This window comes from Mesorhizobium sp. 128a (genome assembly GCF_053848025.1).
In genome coordinates this window covers 68,886-90,961 of the sequence record NZ_JBSPKY010000014.1, presented here as the reverse complement: position 1 = coordinate 90,961, position 22,076 = coordinate 68,886, and the positions used below count along the sequence as shown (strand labels likewise).

The window sequence follows — 22,076 nt, the reverse complement described above, 5'->3', positions numbered from 1 at the left end:
TGCACGAACGCGCCGCGGATCAGAGAGAACGCCAATGGACACCAATTCCGGCGGGAAATTCGTTCGTCTCCAAGAGGTGGTGACGAGCCGGCAGTAGCCAAGCTCCATTGCGCGATGCAACTTCAACAGCGCCTCAGCCTGCCGGTGGGCTTGGGACAACTCGCCTCGGCGAGCACGAGGATCAGTGGATCCTCGTGCTGGAGTTCCGAAAGTCTCGGCGGGTTGGCGGTGTGGTCGGCAAGCTCATAGTCGGGAAAGACAGATCCCGAACGACGCCGGTGCGCACGGGCGCATCGCTGCTTTCCGCGATCAACCCGGCGGTCTGAGCACGCCGCTGTCGATCGGCATCTTGCGCAACCTTTTACCGGTAGCGGCGAAGATCGCATTGGCCACGGCGGGTATGACAGCTGAGGTTCCAGCCTCGCCCATTCCACCTGGCGCTTCAAGGCTCTGGACGATGTGAACCTCAACTGCTGGTGCCTCATCGATGCGCAGGATCTGGTACGTGTCGAAATTGCCTTGCTCGACACGGCCGTCCGTAAGCGTGATCTCACCGTAGAGCGCGGCAGTGATTCCGAATATCACGGCGCCCTGAACCTGAGCCTCGACGGTGTCGGGATTGACTACGATCCCGCAATCCACAGCGCAGACGACGCGCCGGACCCGAACATCGCCCTTCTCGGACACCTCCACCTCGGCAACCAGCGCCATATAGGTGCCGAAGGCGAACTGGACGGCGACGCCGCGGCCGCTGCCTTTTGGCGATGGCTGTCCCCAGCCGGCCTTTTCCGCGGCGAGCGCGAGCACCGCCTTGGCACGCGGTGACTGGTCGAGCAGGGCCAGGCGGTAGGCGACCGCATCTTGCTTCGCCGCCGCCGCCAGTTCGTCCATGAAGCCTTCGGTCACATAGACATTGTGCGATGGCCCGACGCTGCGCCAGAAGGCAGTCCGGATGCCAGGCGGTTCCACCTGCACATATTCGACATGCAGGTTCGGCAGGGCATAGACCAGGTTGATCGCGCCGTCCGTGGTGTCGGGGTCGAGACCGTTGTTGAATGCCAGAGGCAGCCACCGCGCGATGATCGACGAGCCTGCAAAGCGATGGTTCCACGCAACCGGCATCCCTTTCTCGTCGAGGCCAGCCGACAACCGGTCGAAGAAATACGGCCGGTACATGTCGTGCTGGATGTCTTCCTCACGCGTCCAGATCACTTTCACCGGACCATCTACACGCATGGCTATCTGAACGGCGCGTGTGACGCCGTCGATTTCGAGGCGTCGGCCAAAGCCGCCCCCGAGGAGGTGATTGTGCACTACCACCTTGTCTAGCGGCAGCCCGGTGGTTTCTGCGGCCGTCGCTTGTACCCGCGCGATAACCTGGTTGCCGACCCAGACATCGCAGCCATCCTTGCGGACGTGAACCGTGCAGTTCATCGGCTCCATCGCGGCATGCGCGAGGAACGGAACCTCATAAATCGCCTCGACCTTGGTGGCGGCGCCCGCCATGGCCTTCTCTACATCCCCGATACTCTGGGCCACCGGACCCGGCTTGAGCGTCGCCTGTTCAAGCTCGCGCACGATCTCTTCCGTGCTGAGCTTGGCGTGTTGCCCCTCGTCCCATTCGATGACGAGCGCTTCCAGTCCTTTCTTCGCAGCCCCCATATGGTCGGCCACGACGGCCACGGCGTCGTCGAGGCGTACAATCTGACGTACGCCGTTAACGGCATTGGCGGCGCTGTCGTCGATGCTTCTGAGGCGACCGCCGACGACCGGCGACTGTGCGAGCGTCGCGATCTTGACGCCGGGCGGCCGAGCGTCGATCCCATATATGGCCGTTCCGTTGACCTTCGCCGGCGTATCTAAACGCTTGGCGGGGGTGCCGATGAGCTTGAAGTCCTCCGGCCGCTTGAGCGTCACGCTTTCGGGGACAGACATATGCGCTGCATCGGCGGCAAGGTCGCCATACTTCATGCTCCGCGCCGTGGGAGTGTGAAGCACTTCGCCGGCTTGCGCAGTGCATGATGCCGGATCGACGTTCCAGCGCTTTGCCGCCGCCGCCACGAGCATCGTCCTTGCGACAGCTCCAGCCTGGCGCATCGGCTCCCACACCGCACGTATCGAGGTCGATCCGCCTGTCGCCTGCACGCCGGCCAGCAAGGGATTGCCGTACAGCTTTTCATTGGGCACGGCATGTTCCAATTGCACTTGCTTCAGCTCCACCGCAAGCTCTTCGGCAATGAGCATCGGGATAGACGTATAAGTGCCTTGGCCCATCTCGACCTGGGGCATGGTCAGGACGATCTGCCCGTCGCTTTCGATACGGATGAAGGCGTTGGGCGCGAAGCTGCCGGCGTCCGCCGCTTCGGCTCCGTCTTTGCCCAAGGGCAAGGTCAGTGCAAGCAGCAGGCCACCGCCTGCCGCCACTCCGGCCTGCAGGAACCGGCGCCGGGAGACACCTTTTGCGGCCGGCGATTGGTCGGAGTTCGCGGCGAGGGAAGCGGGATAATCGAGGAGCATCGTCGGCCTCCTATCCATTCGATCGCGCGGCATGCTTGATCGCTTCGCGGATGCGGACATAAGTCCCGCACCGGCAGATGTTGCCGGACATGGCGCTGTCGATGTCGCTGTCGCTCGGATGTGGATTGCTCGCAAGCAACGCCGAAGCCGACATAATCTGGCCCGACTGGCAATAGCCGCATTGCACGACCTCCCGGTCGAGCCAGGCTTTCTGGATCTGGGCGCCGGCTGCTGTCATGCCGATCGCCTCGATTGTCATGACCTCGGACGTGCCGATGCTCTCGATTGGCGTAATGCAGGACCGGGTGGCGACGCCATCGATATGCACGGTGCATGCGCCGCAGAGCGCCACGCCGCAACCGAACTTCGTGCCGGTCATGCCCAGCACATCACGCAAAACCCATAGAAGCGGCGTGTCGCCATCAACATCCACACTATGGGGCTGACCATTGACCTTTATGGCGACGGCCATCCGTTCTCTCCCTCTCAGCCTGGTATTCCGAAAGGTTATCGTCAAGCACCGCGAACGCTATTGTACGAAGGTATCGCCGACGCATCAGGACGTCGGCGCGATGATGGAGCGCGTAACCTATGCCCGGACGCATGGGCGCGGAAAGACGGCAAGGAGGGCGCGGTGCCTGAATACTGGCAGGAATTCGCTGAACCTTGGTTGCAGGGATTCGATGGGAGCCAATTGGCGGCGCGCTTGGGCCGGTCTCCGACACAATGGAAGCGGAGATTGACATCTCGCTGTGGAGTCCGCGGACCGGGCGCCTGAATGACCGTTTCACGCTTTTCCTGGATTGCTCATACCTCCGACCCGCGGCGAAGCCCGCAGCTGAGCACCGATCACACCTTTCCGGACTGCGCTAGCTCATGGCGTCTGCGTCCATGATCGCCTGGGCAAAGGCCTCGGATGCTTCCTGGGGCAGGTTGTGGCCGATACCGCCGTCGACGACGCGATGCGCGTATTTGCCCGAAAACTTTTTCGCGTAGGCGCTGGCATCGGGGTGCGGAGCGCCGTTGGCATCGCCCTCGAGCGTGATCGTGGCGACAGAGATCAGCGGCCCTTGCGCAAGCTGCCTTTCAAGCGCGTCATATTTCGCTTCGCCTTCGGCGAGGCCGAGCCGCCACCGGTAGTTGTGGATGACAATGTCGACGTGGTCGGGATTGTCGAAGGCGGCGGCGCTGCGCTCGAAAACGGCATCGTCGAAGTTCCACCGCGGCGAGGCGATCTGCCAGATGAGCCTGGCGAAGTCGCGCCGGTATTTCTCGTAGCCGGCGCGGCCGCGTTCGGTGCTGAAATAGTACTGGTACCACCACTGCAGCTCGGCCTTAGGCGGTAGCGGCTGCTTGCCGATCTGCTGGTTGCCGATCAGGTAGCCGCTCACTGAGACCAGCGCTTTGCAGCGTTCCGGCCAGAGTGCGGCGACGATGTCCGCCGTCCGGGCACCCCAGTCACAACCGCCGATCACCGCCTTGTCGATCGCAAGGGCATCCATCAGCGCGATGACATAGTAGGCGATGACGGACTGCTGGCCATTGCGCACCGTCTTGTCGGACAGGAAGCGGGTTGGTCCATAGCCACGCAGATGGGGAACGATGACACGATACCTTTCCGCAGCCAGCAAATGCGCGGCATCGACATAGGTGTGGATGTCATAAGGCCAGCCATGAAGCAGGATAACCGGCTTGCCGTCGACCGGCCCCATCTCGGCATAGCTCACGCTAAGCGCCCCGGCATCGGTTTGTTTCAACGGTGGGAAGGTCTTGATTGTAGGGGCTGCTGGATTCGCCGCGGCGGGCGCAGGCTGAGCCAACGCGATCACCCCCAGCTCGGCGGCGGCCAAGGTCATCGCCGTCGCGCCAATCAGATGGCGACGACGAAGGTCGACGGTTGCCGGAGTCTTTTCCGTGTCCATGGCGAATGCCTCGCACATTTCAGTTGCGGGCGATCGGCGCTTCTTGCGCGCCGGTCACCACTGCACGGCTGCGTCAGACGAGACTGACGGTGACGTCGATGCTTTTGCTCAGCGCCTTGGAATAGGGGCAGATCTGGTGAGCTTCCTCGACGAGGGCCTGCGCGACATCCCGCTCTACGCCCGGCAGTCTTACGTTGAGGCGCGCGCGCAGGAAGAAACCCTCGCCGCCGTGGTTCAGGTCTACTTCGGCGTCGATAGTCGGGTCGGAGGCGAGTGCCACCCTACGCTTGCGCGCCACGATGTCGAGAGCACCTTCGAAGCAGGCCGACCAGCCGGCCGCCAGCATCTGCTCCGGGTTGGTGCCCGCCCGTCCCGACCCGGGCGGCGAGAACCTAACTTCGAGCTGGCCGTCGTCGCTGTGGGCGACGCCATGATCGCGGCCGCCCTGTGTGTGGACCCTGCCGGTATAGAGGAGCTTCTCGCCCTGGGGGGCTGTTGCCGCTTGTGACATGATAGTTCCTCTCGGTTCTGGAGATGGTCGAAAACTTCGGGGGTTGCGTCAGGCTGCAGCGGCCACGCCGAAGCGTGCTGCAGGGAAGCGGTTTGACAGGTTCGGGAAGAGTTTTTGACGTGCCGCTTCGTAGGCGTCCCAGTCGGCGGCGTCGGGCAGTGCGGGAATGGTCACCAACTCACCCTGGTCGAAGCCGGCAAGCGCGGCGTCGACCATGTCCTCGGCGGACATGAGGATCGTGCTCGGAAGGTTTTCGAGCGGCCGGCCGGACAGGTCCCAGAAATCCGTGGCGGTGGCGCCTGGCAATACGGCCTGTATACGCACGTTGCTGGCGGCTAGCTCTTTGAACAGCGACAGGCTGAACGCCAGAACGAAGGCCTTCGTGCCGCCATAGACTCCGTTCAGGGATTCTGGCCGGATGGCAACGATCGACGCCACGTTGACGATCGCTCCACCGCCCCGCGCTGCAAAGGATGGCGCTGCGGCGTAGGTCAGGCGGGTGAGCGCGGTCACGTTCAGCGCGACCATCCGCTCCATCGTGTCGACATCGGCCTCCAGCAAGGGGGCAACCGAACCGATTCCGGCGTTGTTGACCAGCATGGTGATGCCAGGCTGGGTGGCCAGCAGCGTCTCGATCTTCCTCAACTCAGCCTTGTCGTTGAGATCTGCGGCAATGACATTGACGGCGCGGCCAGTCGCGCCGGCAATCCGTGTTGCCACCGCGTCGAGCTTTTTCTGGCTGCGCGCAACCAGGATCAGATCGTAGCCGCGGCGTGCGAGCCTGTCTGCGTAGATCGCGCCGATCCCTGAAGAGGCGCCTGTAACAACGGCGATCCCTTTGGAAGTGGTAGACATTTCATTCTCCGATCAGGTTTGCGCCCGCTGGGCGATGGATCGTGGAATGCGCGGCCGGGGGGAGGACCCGGCCGCGCGTGCGGCAGTGAGCGGTGGGGAGGGCCGCCCTGTCGCTTTAGATCTGCTGGCGCAGCGGCCGGAACGCGGTGCGCAGCTCTTCCGAAAAGACTTTCGGCTGTTCCCAGGCCGCGAAGTGACCGCCCTTGGCGAGCTTGTTGTAGTGGATAAGCTTCGGGTAGGCCTTCTCGGCCCAGCTCTTCGGCGCTGCGTAGATCTCATCGGGGAAGGCGCTGACGGCAACCGGCAGCTTGACACCGCGAACGTCGAAGAAGCCCGCTCCATTCGAAATCTGAGTCGTGTCCCAGTACAGCCGCGCGGAGGAGATCGCGGTATTCGTCAGCCAGTAAAGCGTAACGTTGTCGAGGACGTCGTCACGCGACAGGCCTTCTGATGCCCCGTCGAAGACGCGAGCGATGAGGTCATAGCTGCGTATGTCGTGATCAAGCATCCATGATGCCAGACCGACTGGCGAGTCGGCGATGCCGTAAAGGCTTTGAGGCCGGTTCGACATTTCGAGCGCGTAGCCCAGCCCCTTGCCGTAGAATTCAACCAGCTGGTCCCACGCATTGCGTTCGTCAGCGGTGAGATTGGCAGGAGGCCCCTCATGGAATGCAAGCGCCTTCGATATGTCGGCTGGGACCGTCGCCGCCATGTTGGTGTGAATGCCCAGCAATCCCGCCGGCTGCTGCAGGGCCATAATCTCGGAGACGGCATTGCCCCAGTCACCGCCCTGCGCCACATATTTCGTGTAGCCAAGGCGCTGCATCAGTTTTGCCCATGCCTGGCCGATGGTCACTGGGGTCCAGCCTGGCGCTGTCGGTTTGCCGGAGAATCCGTGACCGGGCAGCGAGGGGATCACGACGTGAAACGCGTCAGCCGCGCTGCCGCCATGCGCCGTAGGATCGGTAAGCGGAGCGATGATCTTCAGCTGTTCGATGATTGAGCCCGGCCATCCATGTGTCACGATCACGGGCAATGCATTTTCATGCTTCGAGCGGACGTGAATGAAATGAATGTCCAGTCCATCGATCTCGGTGACGAACTGGGGCAAGGCGTTGAGCCGTGCTTCCACCTTGCGCCAGTCGTAATCGGTCGCCCAGTACTGAGCGAGCTTCTGCACCGTCGCCAATTGGACGCCTTGGGAGTGGTCTGTGACGGTTTCCTTGTCCGGCCAGACTGTCGCCGCCACTCGTCGGCGCAGATCGGCGAGCTGGTGCTGGGGGAAACTGACTGAGAAGGGGCGGATCACTTCAGGTGCCGCAGCGCCCAATGCATTCGGAACGATGCTGATAACGCCGACCGCAGCCGTAGCAACGAGAAGCTCACGCCTCGTGGGGGAAAGCAGATCTTTCGACATAACGTGCTCCTATGCAAAGAGAAGGCTGATTTGACTTGTGCATAGTTCTGTCGTCATCGGCGCTTAAGCTATTGCACGAAGGTATCGGGGATACTTTTGGATTGGTCTGACCGCCGACTGCAACTTGGAGATCAACCGCAGGGCGAGGGGTGCGTGCCGCCGGTGGAACTGCGCGCATTCCGATAAGCGTGTCTGGCTTTCAAAAATTCGGCTTCGCGTCGTGACGTTTGTGCGGCGGGTGCCAAGCGGTTCGCCACGTTCACACCAGCATTGAAGGGTCTATCAAGGGCGACACCGCATAGAGGGGGTGGCCGTCGCCCCGTCCGGCTACCCGATGTCATTTCGCGGTTTCGACCGCTTCCAGAATGACCGCGGCCACTTCCTTTGGGTGCGACAGCATCGGAACGTGACTGGACGCAATGGTTTTGACGTGGGCGTTCATGGTCTTCGCGCTCTCAGCAAGCAGCTTGGGATTGATCATCTGGTCATTCTTGGTGACGACGGCCCAGCTCGGCTTCGACTTCCACGCAGCCGTCGTCACCTTCTCGTCGAAATTCGCACCGCGAACAGGGCCCTGTGTGACCGCGATCAGGTTGGATTCCGCCTTGGGAACATCGGGCGCGAAGTATTTGGCGATATCGTCATGCGACAGCGTCAGAAACCCCGCCGCATCAACCTGCGGGTGCGCCAATCCAGGCGGGGTAGGGTAGTTCTTGTTGAGATCGGATGTCGACTGACCATCGCCGGGTGAGAAAGCGGCGACATAGACCAGCGCCTTGACGTGGTCGTCATTGCCGGCCTGGGTGATAACGGTCCCTGCCCAGGAATGGCCGACCAGAACGACAGGACCTTTTTGCTGAGCGATGGCGCGCTGTGTGGCGGCCACGTCGTCGGCAAGCGAGGTCAGCGGATTTTGAACCGCGACAACGTTTAGACCTTTTGCCTGAAGCAGTGGAATAACCTTGTCCCAAGACGAGCCGTCGGCGAATGCGCCATGGACAAGGACGACTGTCGTCGGGGCGGTCTGCGCCAATGCCGGTGTCGAACCGCCGGCGGCAGCAAACACCATGGCCCCTGCAAAAATTGCGATGCCTGTCCGCCGAACGCCAAATTTTGAGACGGCAATCCTTGTCATGGTTTCTCTCCTTCGTGCTACATCATTTGCTTGTGATGCCCAGACAGATGCCCGTTACATGAAAGCGGTGCCATTGCACGTTGGTATAGGCGATACTTTCGGATTGGTTTGAGATCACAAAGATTGACAGGCGGTGCCATGGACGCGCCATGTTGCAAACGGGCGCGGCCTATACCAGATAGCCGGACACGCCGTCCCACAATAACTTGAACGCCGTCACGATCAGCAATCCATAGCAAGCCCTGTATAGCTGTCGCTGGTCCAGCCTCCCATGCAGCCGCCAACCCAGCCAGACGCCCGCGGGAATGGCGAGCAAGCAAAAAGTCATCGCGACCCAGGTATTGCCTTCCGGCTTAGCAAGCACCAGCCACGGCACTGCCTTAATCAAGTTGCCGACAGTGAAAAACAGGCTCGTCGTGCCTGCATAGACTTCCTTGGTGAGGCCGAGCGGCAGCAAATACATGGCGAGCGGCGGTCCGCCCGAATGTGCCACCATGGTCGTGATACCCGATGTGAAACCCGCAGAGACCGCCTTCGGCGGTGAGCGCCGGCGGATGGTGACGTTTGCTCCTGCGGCAAACCAAAGGCCGACGAAGATCAGGGTGATCACCGCCATCACGATCGATATGGCGCGGTGATCCAGAACGCGGAAGAGCAGGTAGCCAACTCCGATGCCGACCACGAGGCCCGGCAATAGCAGCAAAAGGTCGGGCTTTGACCACGTCGAGGACTTCCAGTAGCGCAACGCAACCAGGTCCGTGGCAACAAAAAGCGGCGCGAGAAGACCACCAGCCGTAACCGGATCCATGACGAGCGACAACAGCGGAATGCCAATGATGGCGAATCCGCCGCCGAACGCTCCCCTCATGAACGAGATCAGGAAAACGCCGGCAAAAGCCACAGTTATCGTGGTGGCCGTCAATTCCATGCGGAAACTCCCGCTTCGCGTTGAACTACGTATTGTAAATTCGGGCAGGCTGCCGGAGGCTCGCCCCGAGCAACAAAACCGTGGAGTTGGTCCCAAGGCGTTGCGTCAATCAGCGAACCGGCGGCGCGCCTCGCGATTGGCTTCGAAGCGCGAGCGACCGATGTCTTTCAGCAAGTCGTCGCTCAGTTCGAGCAACGCCTTACGCGAGCGCCGCTTCTTCACCTGCCGCTCTAGCCAGGCCATCCCGGACGTGACCGAGAAAGCCGAGTCGCAGGTCTGTTCGAGGTCGCGGTCCAGCCCGTTCGGCGTCCGGTAATTTGTCTTGATCGTGGCCATTGTCGTATCCTCCAGTTCTATTTCATTCGCTCGTAGAACTGGCCCGTCGCCGTAGAAGAATCGATTGCACCAAGGTGTCGACAATACTTTTGGACTGTCCGCCAGCGGGGACCGACGAAACCGACACCAAGGCATAATAGACGTTTGCCCGACGTTCGGGCAGCTTAGCGGGCGAGCCGGAAAGGATAGCGCATGAAGAGTGATCAGAGCAGCGTGCTGGATGCGCTGCCGGCCATGGCATGGACTGCGCTGTCTGACGGAAGTATTGACCTTATCAATCGACGCTTGTGCGACTACACCGGCCTCCGCTCGAGCGAGAAGAACCGGGGGTGGCCCGCCCTTGTTCATCCGAACGACCTGCCGACGCTACTCGAGGAATGGCAATCGATCATCGCTTCCGGTCAGGCCGGCGACATGAACGCACGTGTACGCCGCGCCGACGGAGAGTATCGCAGATTTCTCATCCAATGCAGCCCGGTCCAGGACCGAACTGGGCATCTCAGCAAATGGTGCGGAACCGCGACGGACATCGAGGACGCGCAAACTGCCGAGGAGACATTCAGGCAGCGCGAGTTCGAGTTTCAGTCGATCGTGGAAAGCGTTCCGATTCCTGTTGCCGTGACCACTCCAACAGGCGAAGTCGAAGGCCTCAATCAGCTGACCTTGGACTATTTTGGCAAAACATTCGAGGAGTTGAAAGGCTGGACGGCATCCGACGTCGTGCACCCCGATGACCTTGAGCATACGATCGCGGCCCAGCTCGCCGCGCACCAGAAAGGCGACACATATAACGTTGAGAGTCGCCACCGCCGGGCCGATGGCGTTTACCGCTGGTACAACGTCCTTGGCATGCCTTTGCGTGATTCGAGCGGTCAAATCCTGCGCTGGTTCCACTTACTGATCGATATCGACGACCGCAAGCGGGCGGAGGAGGCTCTGGCGGTCAGTGAACGCAGTCTGCGGCTTACTATCGACACGATGCCAGCAATGGCGTGGTCGGCACACCCCGACGGAAGGAACGAGCTGCTCAGCAAGCAATATGTCGATTATGTCGGTCTCACGCCTGATCAAATGCTGGCTTGGGATTCTATCGGCGCGCTGCATCCGGATGACTTTGACCGCATGGTTGTGACCTGGCGCGAGATCGTGACTTCCGGAATGCCGGGGGAAGGCGAAGCGCGGCTCCGCCGCCACGACGGTGCGTATCGATGGTTCCTTTTCCGCGCCAATCCTTTGCGCGACGACAAGGGAAACATCGTCAGATGGTACGGAGTGGGCACCGACATTGACGACATGAAGCGGGCACAGGAAGCGCTGGCTGCGAGCGAAGGCAATCTACAGGCCACCTTGGACACCATTCCTGCCAGGGTCGGCGTTTTCAGCGACGACGGAAGGCTCGTATCCGTCAACAAACGTACAGTTCAGCTGAGCGGTATTCCCAGCGTCGCCGACTGGAGGCTCATCTTCCATCCTGACGACTTGCCGAACGCCGAGAGCCGATGGAACGAATGCCAGATTACTGGAGAGGATTTCGAGTGCGAGTATCGCGCTCGGATGGCGGACGGGACGTATCGTTGGCACTTGGGGCGTCGGGTGCCGATGCGCGACGAAGCTGGGAAGATAGTCCGCTGGTATGGGATAGCGCACGACATCGAAGATCGAAAGCGTGCAGAGCAGGCCTTGCAGGAAAGCGAACGCCAGTCTCGCCTGATCGTCGACACCATCCCGGCCAGGGTTGGCATCTACGATACAGAGGGAAACCGCATTTCCGCCAACAAGCGGGCACTCGAACTGAGCGGCTACTCCATTGGATCCGATTGGAGAGAGGTTTTCCACCCAGACGATCTTGGGCGAGCCGAGGAACTGTGGCGTACATCTCTGGCCAGCGGCGAGCCGTTCGAATGCGAGTATCGCGCTCGCATGGCTGACGGGACGTATCGCTGGCACATAGGGCGCCGAGTGGCGATGCGTGACGAGACCGGAAAGGTGATCCGCTGGTATGGTGTCAGCACCGACATCGAGGATCGAAAGCGCGCCGAGCAGGCGCTGGCAGCAAGCGAAAGTGAATTACGTCTGATCCTGGACTCGATTCCTGCAAGGGTCAGCGTACACGACACCAATGGCATCCGTGTTTCCGCTAACAGGCAGGCGATCGAGCTCAGTGGACTGCCGGGGGATGCCGATTGGAGGGAGCTGTTCCATCCGGATGACGTTGGGCTCGCGGAAAGGCTATGGCGAGAGAGCCTCGCCAAGGAAGAGCCATTCGAGGCTGAATACCGCGCGCGAATGGCGGATGGCACCTATCGTTGGCATCTGGGGCGCCGGGTGCCGATCCGCGACGAGACCGGAAAGGTGATCCGCTGGTATGGCGTCAGCTCCGACATCGAGGATCGAAAGCGTGCCGAGCAGGCGCTTGCGGCAAGCGAGCGCAACCTGCGACTTACTGTCGATACGATCCCAACGCTCGCCTGGGCGGCGCGTCTGGATGGCACCGCGGAGTTTCTTAACAAACATTATCTCGACTATATCGGCCTTACCGCCGAAGGCGCTCAGGATTGGGGCTGGGCGGCGGCGGTCCATCCCGACGATATGACTGGTTTGGCCGAAACTTGGCAAACCATCATGGCTTCGGGAAAGCCGGGAGAGACCGAAGCGCGCCTCCGGCGCCATGACGGCGAATACCGATGGTTCCTGTTCCGCGCCAATCCGCTGCACGACGAACAAGGCAACATCGTCAGATGGTATGGTGTCAACACCGACATCGAAGACCGCAAGCGCAGTGAGGAGGGGTTCCGCGCCATCGTGGAAACGACGCCTGAATGCGTGAAGGTGGTGGCCCGCGACGGCACGGTTCTGCGCACAAATGCGGCCGGCGCGACAATGGCAGGTGTGCCCGCCATCGATAATGTCATAGGACAGCGGTTTTTCGACTTCGTGGCTCTAGAGCACCAGGAAAAATATCGCCAGTTCCACGAGAAGATCTGCGCTGGTGAAAAAGGCTTTCTGGAGTTCGACCTCATCAACGTGCAGGGCGTTCGCCGGCACATGGAGACGCATGCCGCTCCGCTGCGCACCAGCGATGGTTCAATCGCACAGCTTGGTATCACGCGCGACATGACAGCGCGCAAGCGCGCGGAAGACGCCCTCAGGCGCAGCGAGGCGTTCCTGGCGGAAGGCCAGCATCTCGCTCGTATGGGCAATCTTTCCTGGCACGTCTCGAGCGGCGAGATCATCTGGTCTGAGCAGCTCTATCGCATCTTCGAGTTTGGGCCGGACACTGTCGTAACGCTCGATCGGATCACCAGCCGGATTCACCCCGAAGACATGCCGATGATTGTCAATATGGTCGAGCGGGCGCAACACGGCGAGCGTGAATTCGAATACCAGCCCCGGATCGTGCTGCCCGACAAATCGGTCAAATTTCTTCACCTGATTGCGCACCGGGCCGGATGCCACGGCGATGGCCAGATCGAATATATCGGCGCCGTTCTCGACATCACCCAACGCCGGCTTTCGGAAGAGGCACTCGAGAAGCTGCGATCCGAGCTTGCGCAGGTTACCCGCATCATGAGCCTAGGCGTGCTGACCGCCTCGATCGCCCATGAGGTCAATCAGCCGCTTGCCGGCATCATCACCAACGCCAGTACCTGCCTTCGCATGCTGGCCAGCGATCCGCCCAATGTCGCAGGTGCGCAAGAAACAGCGCGGCGCACCATACGCGACGGCAAGCGTGCGGCAGACGTGATCGCGCGATTGCGGGCGCTGTTCACCAAACGCGCGGCGACCTTCGAGCCGGTCGATCTCAACGACGCAGCGCGAGAGGTTATCGCTCTGCTGTCGGCAGACCTGCAACGCAATCGCGTGATACTGCGCACGGAACTGGCCGACGAACTGCCACTGCTTGCTGGCGACCGGGTGCAGCTCCAACAGGTAATCATGAATCTCTTGCGCAACGCGGCGGATGCAATGAGGGACATCAAAGACAGGCCGCGGCATTTGCAGGTCTGGACAAAAGCTGACGAAGATGGGGTCCGTCTTTCCGTGCGCGATGCGGGCATCGGGATAGGACCCGAAGGGAACGAGCGGCTGTTCGAGGCGTTCTACACAACGAAGAGCGATGGCATGGGAATCGGCCTCTCTGTCAGCCGCTCGATCATCGAACGACACAACGGACGTCTTTGGGCGCAAGCCAACGATGGGCCCGGAGCAACATTTGCATTTTCGATCCCACGCGGTTCAGCGGATGCAACATCCGTTCAGGAAGTTGCCACGACCGAAGCAGCCCGTGGCAATACCCAAATTGCATCGGAGTTTTCATGAAAGTTACGCATCCACTCGTATCGATCGTCGACGATGACGAGTCCGTACGCGAGTCTCTTCCCGATTTGCTTAAGGAGCTTGGCTTCAGTGCGGAGGCCTTTTCCTCGGCTGAAGAGTTCTTGGCGTCTGATAGCCTCGGCCGAACCAGATGCCTCATTATCGACGTCGCAATGCCCGGGATGACCGGCCCTGAATTGCATCTTGAGCTGATGCGCCGCGGGGAGAAGATTCCAACCATTTTCATCACGGCGCTCAAGGATGATGCCGTGCGGCCGCGCCTCATCGAGCAGGGTGCTGTAGATTGCCTGTTCAAGCCGTTCACAGACGACGCTTTGCAGGAGGCCATAAATTCGGCGCTGCGACCGGACTGATGTGCGCAGCTTGATAGGTATGTGGCAGGGGGGTAATAGCTGTGCATACGAAATTGGTGAATTCACCCAGAGACTTGGGGAGCTGACACCTATGTCGCAGGAAACCCCTCTTGTGTTCGTTGTCGACGACGACATTTCTGTCCGCGAGTCGCTCGAACTGCTGATACGATCCGCGGGTTGGCAGCCCGAGATTTTCGAATCGGCGCAGCAATTCCTCTCCCGTCCGAGGGCGCTGGTTCCGAACTGTCTTGTCCTCGACGTCAACCTTCCCGATTTAAACGGCCTGGATCTGCAGAAGCTGGTTTCCGTGGAACGCACGGAGATGCCTATCATCTTCGTTACCGGCTATGGCGACGTGCCGATGACGGTGAAGGCAATGAAAGCGGGCGCCGTTGAGTTCCTGACCAAGCCTTTCAGCGAAGAATCGATGTTGGCGGCCCTGGAGCAGGCCATCGAGCGGAGCAGGACAGCGCTTGCCCTCGAAATCGAGATGCAGGTGCTGCGCGACCGCCACGCATCGCTTAGCCGCCGCGAGCAGGAAGTAATGGCCCTGGTCATTACGGGACTGCTGAACAAGCAGGTGGCGTACGAGCTGGGCATCAGCGAGATCACCGTCAAGGCCCACCGGGGCAGAGTGATGGAGAAGATGCAGGCCGCATCATTCGCCGATCTCGTCAACATAGCTGGCAGGCTGGGCATCGGCCATTAGGGTTGCGTCGCCGTTATCGATGTCTTCGATGCCAATAGCTCCGGGGAGGGACAGAAATCGAGTCTAAAGTATTGCCGATACCAACGTGCAATAGCTCTCCAAAGCATACAGACGAATATGAACTCGGACAAATGACCACCAGAAACTCGTGTACGGCTCGATCCTACCGGAACCATTGAAGGCTTACCGCCGGATTGATGACTGGCTGCGGGAGCGGAACCGCCGAGGGAACCGGGATCAATGCCGAGTTATGGCGACATCGCCCAGCTAGCTGCTGACCCTATTGTGCAGACGGGTACGCTTGCTGCCCTGGGAACGGTGTCTACGCGGCTGGCGCTGCGCAAGCGATCCGAACGCCAGCTGGTCGGCCAGCTGGCTCTGTTTGCCGCCCTCACTGCCCTGCTGGTATCCCAAGACATCGTTCCCTACGCGCCTGGGCCACAGAACGCGTCCGATCTGCTGCGCTTTTTCGCAGGACTTGCCAAGATCGCGTGGTGGACCAGCGCAGCCTGGTCGCTGATCAGCCTGGTGCGCGTCTTCGTGATTTTCGAGGGCCGTGTTCGCGAAGGTCGTTTCCTTCAGGATCTCGTGGTTGGCATCATCTACGTCGGTGCAGCACTGTCAGTCGTCACCTATGTCTTCAATGCCCCGGTCGGTACCCTCATTGCCACCTCCGGCGCCATCGCGGTAATCCTTGGCCTGGCCTTGCAAAGCACATTGAGCGACGTGTTTTCGGGTATCGCTCTCAATCTGGCCAGGCCCTACGGGATCGGTGACTGGCTTGTTCTCGGCAACGCGATGGAAGGCAAGGTCGTCGAGACCAATTGGCGCGCAACGCACCTGCTGACCGCCGCCAATGACCTGGTCATTGTTCCCAACAGTGATCTGGCAAAAGCGAGACTCACAAACCTGAGCACTCCCGAGCCCAGCCACGGCGTAACGCTCACGATACGCCTACGGCCGACGACAGCACCGTCCGCCATGATCGAGCTGATGCACTCCGTCCTGCTCAGCAGCACGTCCACCTTGAGAACCCCGGAGCCCAGTGTCCATGTAACCTCGCTCGATGCGAACGCGGCCGAACTGGAGCTGACGTTCAGGGTTGCCGACGTGTCCCTGGTGGGCGTTGCAAAAACCGAGATATTTGATCTGACCTATCGCCACGCGAAGGCTGCCGGTCTGGCTCTCGCCCAACCTCCCGATGGCGGTGCCACCGTTGCCACATCGGCTTCGAGCACTTCGTCCGCTGGGCTTCGCGCCACGCAGATGCGGCTGCTCGACGCCGTTCCGCTGTTTGCCCATCTGACCGAGGATGAAAAGGAAGCACTTGCTTCGACGATGATGCGCCGCACCTTTCGCAAAGGCGAATTATTCGTCGAGCAGGGAAGCGTGTTGAAATGCCTTATGATCGTTCGCAGCGGTGTCGCTGTCGTCACGCGGCGGGGCGAGGGTGCCGTCGGTGAGACGGCCGAATTGGCCAGGCTGGCGCCGGGCGATTTCTTTGGAGAAGGCGGCCTGCTGACCGGTGCGGGCGAACCAGGTACGGTCACGGCGCTGACCCCTGTCGTGGTTTATGAGATCACCCAGGAAGGGTTGGCGCCGCTTATGCGGGACCGGCCTTCCATTGCGGACGAACTCGGTTCGCTCCTGTCAAGGCGAACCGCTGCGGAACAGTCTAGGTTGGATGAACGCAATGGCTCTGTACTGCCAAAACCAGATCCCGGCCTGACTGCCCGGATTCGGCATCTGTTTCATCTTTGATTGAATTTTTGACTCTCGATACCAAAGTATGGTCGATACAATCGTATTATAGATTTGATCGAAACATCATTTTATTTTGACCATATTCAACAGGCCGACTTGCGCAGCAGAGATAAACTGCTGTGGTGGCGGCGCATCCATGGAGAGATCGAGATGCCTTCTGCAACTGCCTTGAAGCAGGCCCGTGAGCCGAAACCGCTGCCGGCGCCCAACGCCGATTTCTATCAGATCGAGGACACGTTGAGCGCCGAGGAACGGGCGATCCTCACAAAGGTGCACGATTTCATGGAGACCAGGGTCGCGCCGATCATCAACGACTATTGGGTCAGAGATGCTTTTCCGTTCGAGCTGATCGAACCGCTGAAGGAACTCAATATTGGCGGCCTCAACGTTGGCGACTACAGCTCAAGGCTGAAGGGCTTGGTGGCGATGGAGATGTCCCGCGTCGACCCCTCGTTCACGACTTTCTTTGGTGTTCACACCGGCCTCGCCATGGGGACGATCGCCCTGCTGGGCTCCGAGGAGCAGCGGCAGAAATGGCTGCCGCCGATGGCGCGGCTGGAGATGATCGGTTGCTTCGGCTTGACCGAGCCGCTGGTTGGCTCCGGGACGGGTGGCGGACTGCTCACGACCGCGAAACGCGAAGGCGATACCTGGATCCTCAACGGTGAGAAAAAGTGGATTGGCAACGCACCCTGGTGCGACGTGTCGATCATCTGGGCGCGCGACCTGGACGATAACCAGGTCAAGGGATTCATCGTCGAGAACAAGACAACGCCCGGCTTCAGCGTGGCGAAGATCGAGAACAAGATGGCGCTCAAGGTGGTCCAGAACGGCCTGATCACCATGAAGAACTGCCGCGTTCCGGAAGCCAACCGCCTGCAGAACGCCAATTCGTTCCGCGATACCGCCCTCGTGCTGCGCGAGACCCGGTCCGGCGTCGGCTGGATGTCGACCGGCGTGCAGATGGGCGCGTACGAAGCCGCGGTGAAATACACCCAGCAGCGCATTCAGTTCGGCAAGCCGATCGCCTCGTTCCAGATGATCCAGGATCTCATCGCCAAAATGCTCGCCAATGTGACGGCGTGCCAGGCGCTGATGTTCCGCCTCGAAGAACTCCACGGCGAGGGCAAGCTTCTCGACCAGCATGCGTCGCTTGCCAAGGCATTCACGACGCAGCGTATGCGCGAGACGGTCGCCTGGGCGCGTGAGGTGCATGGCGCCAACGGCATCATCGTCGACAACAATGTCGGACGCCTGTTTGCCGACGCCGAGGCGCTCTACTCCTACGAGGGCACCTTCCAGATGCAGAACCTTATCATCGCCAAGGCCGCAACCGGGTTCAGCGCCTTCGTCTGAGACCCTGACTGCCGGAGTTGTCAAACATCCCATCATTCACTTCGAAACTCAGGAGACGATCCATGAGCTCGCCCGCTGTTGCACAGACCCTCGAGCACGCCATGAGCTTGCCGGTCAGTGAAATGTACGCCGCCAACGTCCTCTACGAGAAGAGGGGCGCCATCGCCTATGTGACGATCAATCGTCCGAAGGTGCTGAACGCGCTCAATCGCGCGACCTGGCTGGATCTCCGCTCGGCGTTCGAGGACGCGCGTGACGATGCCGCAGTGCGCGGCGTCATTCTTACCGGCTCCGGCGACAAGGCGTTTGTCGCCGGCGCCGATATCAGCGAGCTGGCGGAAGTAAGCGCGGTCGAGGCGGAGTCATCGAGCCGTCTTGGACAGGCAGTGCTCGATCTGGTGGAGAATCTTGGCAAGCCGGTCATTGCTGCAATCAACGGCTTTGCGCTGGGCGGCGGCTGCGAGACGGCAATGGCCTGCACCATCCGCATCGCCGTCCCGCAGGCCAAATTCGGCCAGCCTGAGGTGAAGCTGGGATTGCTCCCCGGTGGCGGTGGCACCCAAAGGCTGCCCCGCCTGATCGGCAAGGGCCGCGCGCTTCAGCTCATTTTGACCGGCGGCTTGATCAACGCCGAGGAGGCTTATCGCATCGGCCTTGTCAACGAGATCGTGCCGGCCGCCGAACTCCTGGCGCGCGCGGAAGCGATCCTCCACCAGATCGCCGCCAATGGACCGATAGCCGTGCGCTTTGCGCTCGAAGCCACGCACAAGGGCATGGACACGAGCCAGAGCGAAGGCCTGGCCCTCGAAGCCGCCTATTTCGGCCTTAGCGCCGGAACAGAAGACAAGAAGGAGGGCACGTCCGCCTTCCTCGAGAAACGCGCGCCCCAATTCCACGGACACTGAACCGCAAGATTTCAGGAGAACGAAAATGACGACCGACAACATCTTTTCCGGGCTGAAGGTGGTGGACTTCTCAAGCTTCGTCGCCGGTCCCAGTGCCGCCGTGATCATGTCGGACTTCGGCGCCGACGTCATTAAGGTCGAGCCGCCGACAGGCGACCCGTGGAGACACGGGCACCAGGTCGCACCGCAGCCGCTGGCAGAGGATCCCTATCAATGGCATCTCGCCAACCGCAACAAGCGCAGCATCGCGCTCGATCTGAAATCGCCCAGCGCGCAGCTGGTGCTGCAGAAGCTCGTCACGTGGGCCGACGTCTTCGTCGTCAACACGCCGCACCACGCCCGCGCCAAGCTCAAGCTTGAATACAGCGATGTCGTTGAAGGGAATCCGAGGCTGATCTATGCCGACCTAACTGGTTTCGGCGAAAACGGGCCGGACGCGAACCTACCCGGCTTCGACATCACCTCCTACTGGGCCCGCAGCGGGCTACTGTCGATGACGCGTGATGCCGGTGCGCCACCAACTTGGCCGGTGGGCGGCAGCGGCGACAACGCCACGGCCATGGGGCTTTATTCGGCGATCGTTACCGCGCTTTATCGGCGTGAGCGCACGGGCAAGGGCGGCTACGTTACGACGTCGCTGCTTGCCGAGGGCGTCTGGTCGGCAAGCGTCTCGATCCAGGGTGCGTTGGCCGGCGCCAAGTTTGCCGCCCCGCACGATCGCGAGAACCCGTCCAATGCTGGGCTTAACATCTACAAAGCCTCCGACGGAACCTGGTTCGCGTTGATCATTACACCCGACAAAATCGCGGATGTGGCAAAGGCGATCGGGCGCGAAGACCTCCTCACAGACCCACGCTTTTCCGGCCACGCAAAGCTCGCGGCAAACAGGCCGCAACTGACGGCTATCCTCGACCAGGTCTTTGGCGCGCAGCCCATGGCGCATTGGTACGATGTCTTCAACGGTGTCCACGTCACGTTCGGCGCCATTCGCGGCCCGCAAGAGGTGATCCAGGACCCGCAGCTGCGGCTGAACGACATCGTCGTTCCACTCGAGGGCGCGGGAGGCAGACTGACCGAAACGATCAGCAGCCCAATTCAGGTGCACGGCGTAACCAAGGTTCCCGCCAGGGGTGCTCCGGGTCTTGGTGAACATACCGAGGAGATCCTGCGGCAGGTCGGATTCGATGCCAAGGGCATCGACAGCCTGCGGGCCAGCGGCGCCGTGCCGAAGGCACAGGAACGCGCTGCATAGCGGGTCGAACGACAGTACGGAGACAGCAATGACCGAGATACTCACCGAACGTTCCGGCGGCATTCTGCGGGTCGAGCTCAATCGCCCGGAGAAGAAGAATGCGATGACCGGCGCCATGTACACGCAACTGGCGAATATCCTGATCGATGGCGCGAAAGACGGAGAGACCCGTGTCGTCCTCTGGCATGGCGCAGGCGACGACTTCTGCGCCGGCAACGATGCAGGCGAGTTCCTTAAACCACCGCCTGGGCCGGGGGAATCTCCGCAGACGCAGCTGATGCGCGCTTTCGTAAGTCTGGAAAAGCCAATCGTCGCGGCGGTACAAGGCGCGGCGGTCGGCGGCGGAACAACGATGCTGACCCATTGTGACGTGGTCTACGCCGGCGAAGGTGCGCGGTTTCAGCTGCCCTTCATCAATCTGGCGCTGACGCCGGAGTTCGGATCGAGCTACTCGCTGCCGGCGCGCATTGGGCATCTCCGAGCCGCGGAACTGTTCCTGCTGGGAGACCGGTTCAGCGCTGCGCGGGCTGCGGAGCTGGGTCTGGTGACCCGCGTGGTGCCCGACGATGACTTGTTCGCCACGGCAATGGAGACCGCACAGAAGCTTGCAGCCAAACCAGGTGGCGCATTGCAGGCCAGCAAGCGGCTCCTCAAACGGGGTTTCATCGACCAGATGAAGGCGGCCATCGACGCGGAAGGGCAAGAGTTCAGCGAGCGACTGCGCTCAGCCGAAGCCAAGGAAGCGCTGTCCGCCTTCCTTGAGAAGCGTCCACCGAATTTCACCAAGACGTCAGCGATGGCGGCCGAATAGGCGTTGCCGCCATCCGCGACATGAAAGGAACAGGTGATGAGCATATTGGAAGCTACCAAGGCAACGACCATTTCGGGCGCGGCCCGCATGGGCCGGCTGTTCGTGCTGGAACTCAGTGGCGGTCGCATTCACGCGATGAATACGGACGGCTCCGACCAAAGCGTCATCGTCACCGGCTGCCGGTTTCCCGACGGCATCGTGGTCGATGCTGAAGCCGGCCATATCTACTGGACCGACATGGGGACGCTTAAACTCAACGACGGCTCCATCGAGCGTGCCGATCTCGACGGAAGCAATCGTCAAATCATCATACCGAACGGCGTCACCCATACGCCAAAACAACTTCATCTGGAGCAGCGCAGCGGCAAGCTCTATTGGTCCGACCGCGAGGGGATGAGGGTCATGCGTGCCAACCTCGACGGTACCGACGTCGAGACACTGGTTCAGACCGGGCAGGGCGACGACGATCGAGGCGACGCGACAAGATGGTGCGTTGGCATTGCCGTGGACCCGATCCGGCGGCACGTCTACTGGACACAAAAGGGTCCGGATAATGCGGGCCTCGGCCGAATTTTCCGGGCAGGCCTGGATTTTCCGAAAGGTGAGGACGGATTTAACCGCTCGGACATCCAGGTGCTGTTCGACGACCTGCCTGAGCCAATCGACCTCGAACTCGATCTCGAAAACGGCTTTCTCTATTGGACCGATCGTGGCGATCCTCCCTCCGGCAACACCGTCAACCGCGCGCCGATCGAGCCGCCGGCTGGTCGCGGTCGCGCGCCAGAGATCCTGTTCGCTGGGCTGATGGAGGGTATCGGCATCGCCCTCGATGTTGCCGGCGACCGCATGTTCATCACCGACTTTGGCGGGTCGGTGTATTCCGCCAAGCTCGACGGGACTGAGCAGCGGACGCTTCGTTATGCCCAGGGAAATCTCACCGGCATTGCCTACGCCTGACAATTCTCAA

General features: G+C 61.1%; 18 protein-coding genes. 9 read left to right on the top strand and 9 right to left on the bottom strand.

Annotation, left to right across the window (positions count from 1 at the left end):
• Positions 1–309: 309 nt before the first annotated feature.
• From ACWTU9_RS22525 to ACWTU9_RS22485, 9 genes are all read right to left on the bottom strand, one after another.
• Positions 310–2,517 carry a molybdopterin cofactor-binding domain-containing protein gene (locus tag ACWTU9_RS22525; protein ID WP_455860204.1) on the bottom strand — a complete coding sequence of 736 codons (2,208 nt, stop codon included), beginning with the start codon at positions 2,515–2,517 and terminating at the stop codon, positions 310–312.
• Between the two features lie 10 nt (positions 2,518–2,527).
• Positions 2,528–2,989 (bottom strand): (2Fe-2S)-binding protein, encoded by a 462-nt coding sequence (locus ACWTU9_RS22520; protein ID WP_455860203.1) that lies wholly within the window; start codon positions 2,987–2,989, stop codon positions 2,528–2,530.
• A gap of 397 nt (positions 2,990–3,386) precedes the next feature.
• Positions 3,387–4,439, bottom strand: coding sequence for an alpha/beta fold hydrolase (locus ACWTU9_RS22515; RefSeq protein ID WP_455860202.1), 1,053 nt, complete (start codon positions 4,437–4,439; stop codon positions 3,387–3,389).
• Positions 4,440–4,512: 73 nt separating this feature from the next.
• Positions 4,513–4,950, bottom strand: coding sequence for an organic hydroperoxide resistance protein (locus tag ACWTU9_RS22510; RefSeq protein ID WP_455860201.1), 438 nt, complete (start codon positions 4,948–4,950; stop codon positions 4,513–4,515).
• Between the two features lie 48 nt (positions 4,951–4,998).
• Positions 4,999–5,805, bottom strand: coding sequence for an SDR family NAD(P)-dependent oxidoreductase (locus ACWTU9_RS22505; RefSeq protein WP_455860200.1), 807 nt, complete (start codon positions 5,803–5,805; stop codon positions 4,999–5,001).
• 115 nt (positions 5,806–5,920) lie between these two features.
• Positions 5,921–7,222, bottom strand: a complete 1,302-nt coding sequence (locus ACWTU9_RS22500; RefSeq protein WP_455860199.1) for an epoxide hydrolase family protein — start codon at positions 7,220–7,222, stop codon at positions 5,921–5,923.
• Between the two features lie 337 nt (positions 7,223–7,559).
• Positions 7,560–8,357: an alpha/beta fold hydrolase gene (locus ACWTU9_RS22495; protein WP_455860198.1), complete on the bottom strand. Its 798-nt coding sequence runs from the start codon at positions 8,355–8,357 to the stop codon at positions 7,560–7,562.
• Positions 8,358–8,526: 169 nt separating this feature from the next.
• Positions 8,527–9,285, bottom strand: coding sequence for a sulfite exporter TauE/SafE family protein (locus tag ACWTU9_RS22490; RefSeq protein ID WP_455860197.1), 759 nt, complete (start codon positions 9,283–9,285; stop codon positions 8,527–8,529).
• Between the two features lie 105 nt (positions 9,286–9,390).
• Positions 9,391–9,621, bottom strand: a complete 231-nt coding sequence (locus ACWTU9_RS22485) for a DUF1127 domain-containing protein (RefSeq protein WP_455860196.1) — start codon at positions 9,619–9,621, stop codon at positions 9,391–9,393.
• Between the two features lie 192 nt (positions 9,622–9,813).
• Here ACWTU9_RS22485 and ACWTU9_RS22480 point away from each other — a divergent pair, with 192 nt between their 5' ends.
• From ACWTU9_RS22480 to ACWTU9_RS22440, 9 genes are all read left to right on the top strand, one after another.
• Positions 9,814–13,941, top strand: a complete 4,128-nt coding sequence (locus ACWTU9_RS22480) for a PAS domain S-box protein (RefSeq protein ID WP_455860195.1) — start codon at positions 9,814–9,816, stop codon at positions 13,939–13,941.
• Positions 13,938–14,312 carry a response regulator gene (locus tag ACWTU9_RS22475; protein WP_455860194.1) on the top strand — a complete coding sequence of 125 codons (375 nt, stop codon included), beginning with the start codon at positions 13,938–13,940 and terminating at the stop codon, positions 14,310–14,312. Before ACWTU9_RS22480 ends, ACWTU9_RS22475 begins: the two co-directional genes overlap by 4 nt.
• A 91-nt stretch (positions 14,313–14,403) precedes the next feature.
• Positions 14,404–15,021, top strand: coding sequence for a response regulator transcription factor (locus ACWTU9_RS22470; protein WP_455860193.1), 618 nt, complete (start codon positions 14,404–14,406; stop codon positions 15,019–15,021).
• Between the two features lie 240 nt (positions 15,022–15,261).
• Positions 15,262–16,782 carry a cyclic nucleotide-binding domain-containing protein gene (locus tag ACWTU9_RS22465; RefSeq protein ID WP_455860192.1) on the top strand — a complete coding sequence of 507 codons (1,521 nt, stop codon included), beginning with the start codon at positions 15,262–15,264 and terminating at the stop codon, positions 16,780–16,782.
• A gap of 153 nt (positions 16,783–16,935) precedes the next feature.
• Positions 16,936–18,141 carry an acyl-CoA dehydrogenase family protein gene (locus tag ACWTU9_RS22460; RefSeq protein ID WP_455860191.1) on the top strand — a complete coding sequence of 402 codons (1,206 nt, stop codon included), beginning with the start codon at positions 16,936–16,938 and terminating at the stop codon, positions 18,139–18,141.
• A gap of 62 nt (positions 18,142–18,203) precedes the next feature.
• Positions 18,204–19,046, top strand: a complete 843-nt coding sequence (locus tag ACWTU9_RS22455) for an enoyl-CoA hydratase-related protein (protein ID WP_455860190.1) — start codon at positions 18,204–18,206, stop codon at positions 19,044–19,046.
• A gap of 25 nt (positions 19,047–19,071) precedes the next feature.
• Positions 19,072–20,298: a CaiB/BaiF CoA transferase family protein gene (locus ACWTU9_RS22450; protein ID WP_455860189.1), complete on the top strand. Its 1,227-nt coding sequence runs from the start codon at positions 19,072–19,074 to the stop codon at positions 20,296–20,298.
• A 28-nt stretch (positions 20,299–20,326) separates the two neighbouring features.
• Positions 20,327–21,109, top strand: a complete 783-nt coding sequence (locus ACWTU9_RS22445; RefSeq protein WP_455860188.1) for an enoyl-CoA hydratase — start codon at positions 20,327–20,329, stop codon at positions 21,107–21,109.
• Between the two features lie 87 nt (positions 21,110–21,196).
• The gene (locus ACWTU9_RS22440; protein WP_455860187.1) at positions 21,197–22,066 is read left to right on the top strand and encodes a 3-hydroxyacyl-CoA dehydrogenase; all 870 of its coding nucleotides are present in this window, start codon (positions 21,197–21,199) and stop codon (positions 22,064–22,066) included.
• Positions 22,067–22,076: the final 10 nt, after the last annotated feature.

What these genes read in the sequence shown, in the direction of transcription:
- ACWTU9_RS22525 (WP_455860204.1), bottom strand. Translation starts at nt 2,517, where the DNA reads ATGCTCCTCGATTATCCCGCTTCCCTCGCCGCGAACTCCGACCAATCG.
- ACWTU9_RS22520 (WP_455860203.1), bottom strand. Translation starts at nt 2,989, where the DNA reads ATGGCCGTCGCCATAAAGGTCAATGGTCAGCCCCATAGTGTGGATGTT.
- ACWTU9_RS22515 (WP_455860202.1), bottom strand. Translation starts at nt 4,439, where the DNA reads ATGGACACGGAAAAGACTCCGGCAACCGTCGACCTTCGTCGTCGCCAT.
- ACWTU9_RS22510 (WP_455860201.1), bottom strand. Translation starts at nt 4,950, where the DNA reads ATGTCACAAGCGGCAACAGCCCCCCAGGGCGAGAAGCTCCTCTATACC.
- ACWTU9_RS22505 (WP_455860200.1), bottom strand. Translation starts at nt 5,805, where the DNA reads ATGTCTACCACTTCCAAAGGGATCGCCGTTGTTACAGGCGCCTCTTCA.
- ACWTU9_RS22500 (WP_455860199.1), bottom strand. Translation starts at nt 7,222, where the DNA reads ATGTCGAAAGATCTGCTTTCCCCCACGAGGCGTGAGCTTCTCGTTGCT.
- ACWTU9_RS22495 (WP_455860198.1), bottom strand. Translation starts at nt 8,357, where the DNA reads ATGACAAGGATTGCCGTCTCAAAATTTGGCGTTCGGCGGACAGGCATC.
- ACWTU9_RS22490 (WP_455860197.1), bottom strand. Translation starts at nt 9,285, where the DNA reads ATGGAATTGACGGCCACCACGATAACTGTGGCTTTTGCCGGCGTTTTC.
- ACWTU9_RS22485 (WP_455860196.1), bottom strand. Translation starts at nt 9,621, where the DNA reads ATGGCCACGATCAAGACAAATTACCGGACGCCGAACGGGCTGGACCGC.
- ACWTU9_RS22480 (WP_455860195.1), top strand. Translation starts at nt 9,814, where the DNA reads ATGAAGAGTGATCAGAGCAGCGTGCTGGATGCGCTGCCGGCCATGGCA.
- ACWTU9_RS22475 (WP_455860194.1), top strand. Translation starts at nt 13,938, where the DNA reads ATGAAAGTTACGCATCCACTCGTATCGATCGTCGACGATGACGAGTCC.
- ACWTU9_RS22470 (WP_455860193.1), top strand. Translation starts at nt 14,404, where the DNA reads ATGTCGCAGGAAACCCCTCTTGTGTTCGTTGTCGACGACGACATTTCT.
- ACWTU9_RS22465 (WP_455860192.1), top strand. Translation starts at nt 15,262, where the DNA reads ATGCCGAGTTATGGCGACATCGCCCAGCTAGCTGCTGACCCTATTGTG.
- ACWTU9_RS22460 (WP_455860191.1), top strand. Translation starts at nt 16,936, where the DNA reads ATGCCTTCTGCAACTGCCTTGAAGCAGGCCCGTGAGCCGAAACCGCTG.
- ACWTU9_RS22455 (WP_455860190.1), top strand. Translation starts at nt 18,204, where the DNA reads ATGAGCTCGCCCGCTGTTGCACAGACCCTCGAGCACGCCATGAGCTTG.
- ACWTU9_RS22450 (WP_455860189.1), top strand. Translation starts at nt 19,072, where the DNA reads ATGACGACCGACAACATCTTTTCCGGGCTGAAGGTGGTGGACTTCTCA.
- ACWTU9_RS22445 (WP_455860188.1), top strand. Translation starts at nt 20,327, where the DNA reads ATGACCGAGATACTCACCGAACGTTCCGGCGGCATTCTGCGGGTCGAG.
- ACWTU9_RS22440 (WP_455860187.1), top strand. Translation starts at nt 21,197, where the DNA reads ATGGGCCGGCTGTTCGTGCTGGAACTCAGTGGCGGTCGCATTCACGCG.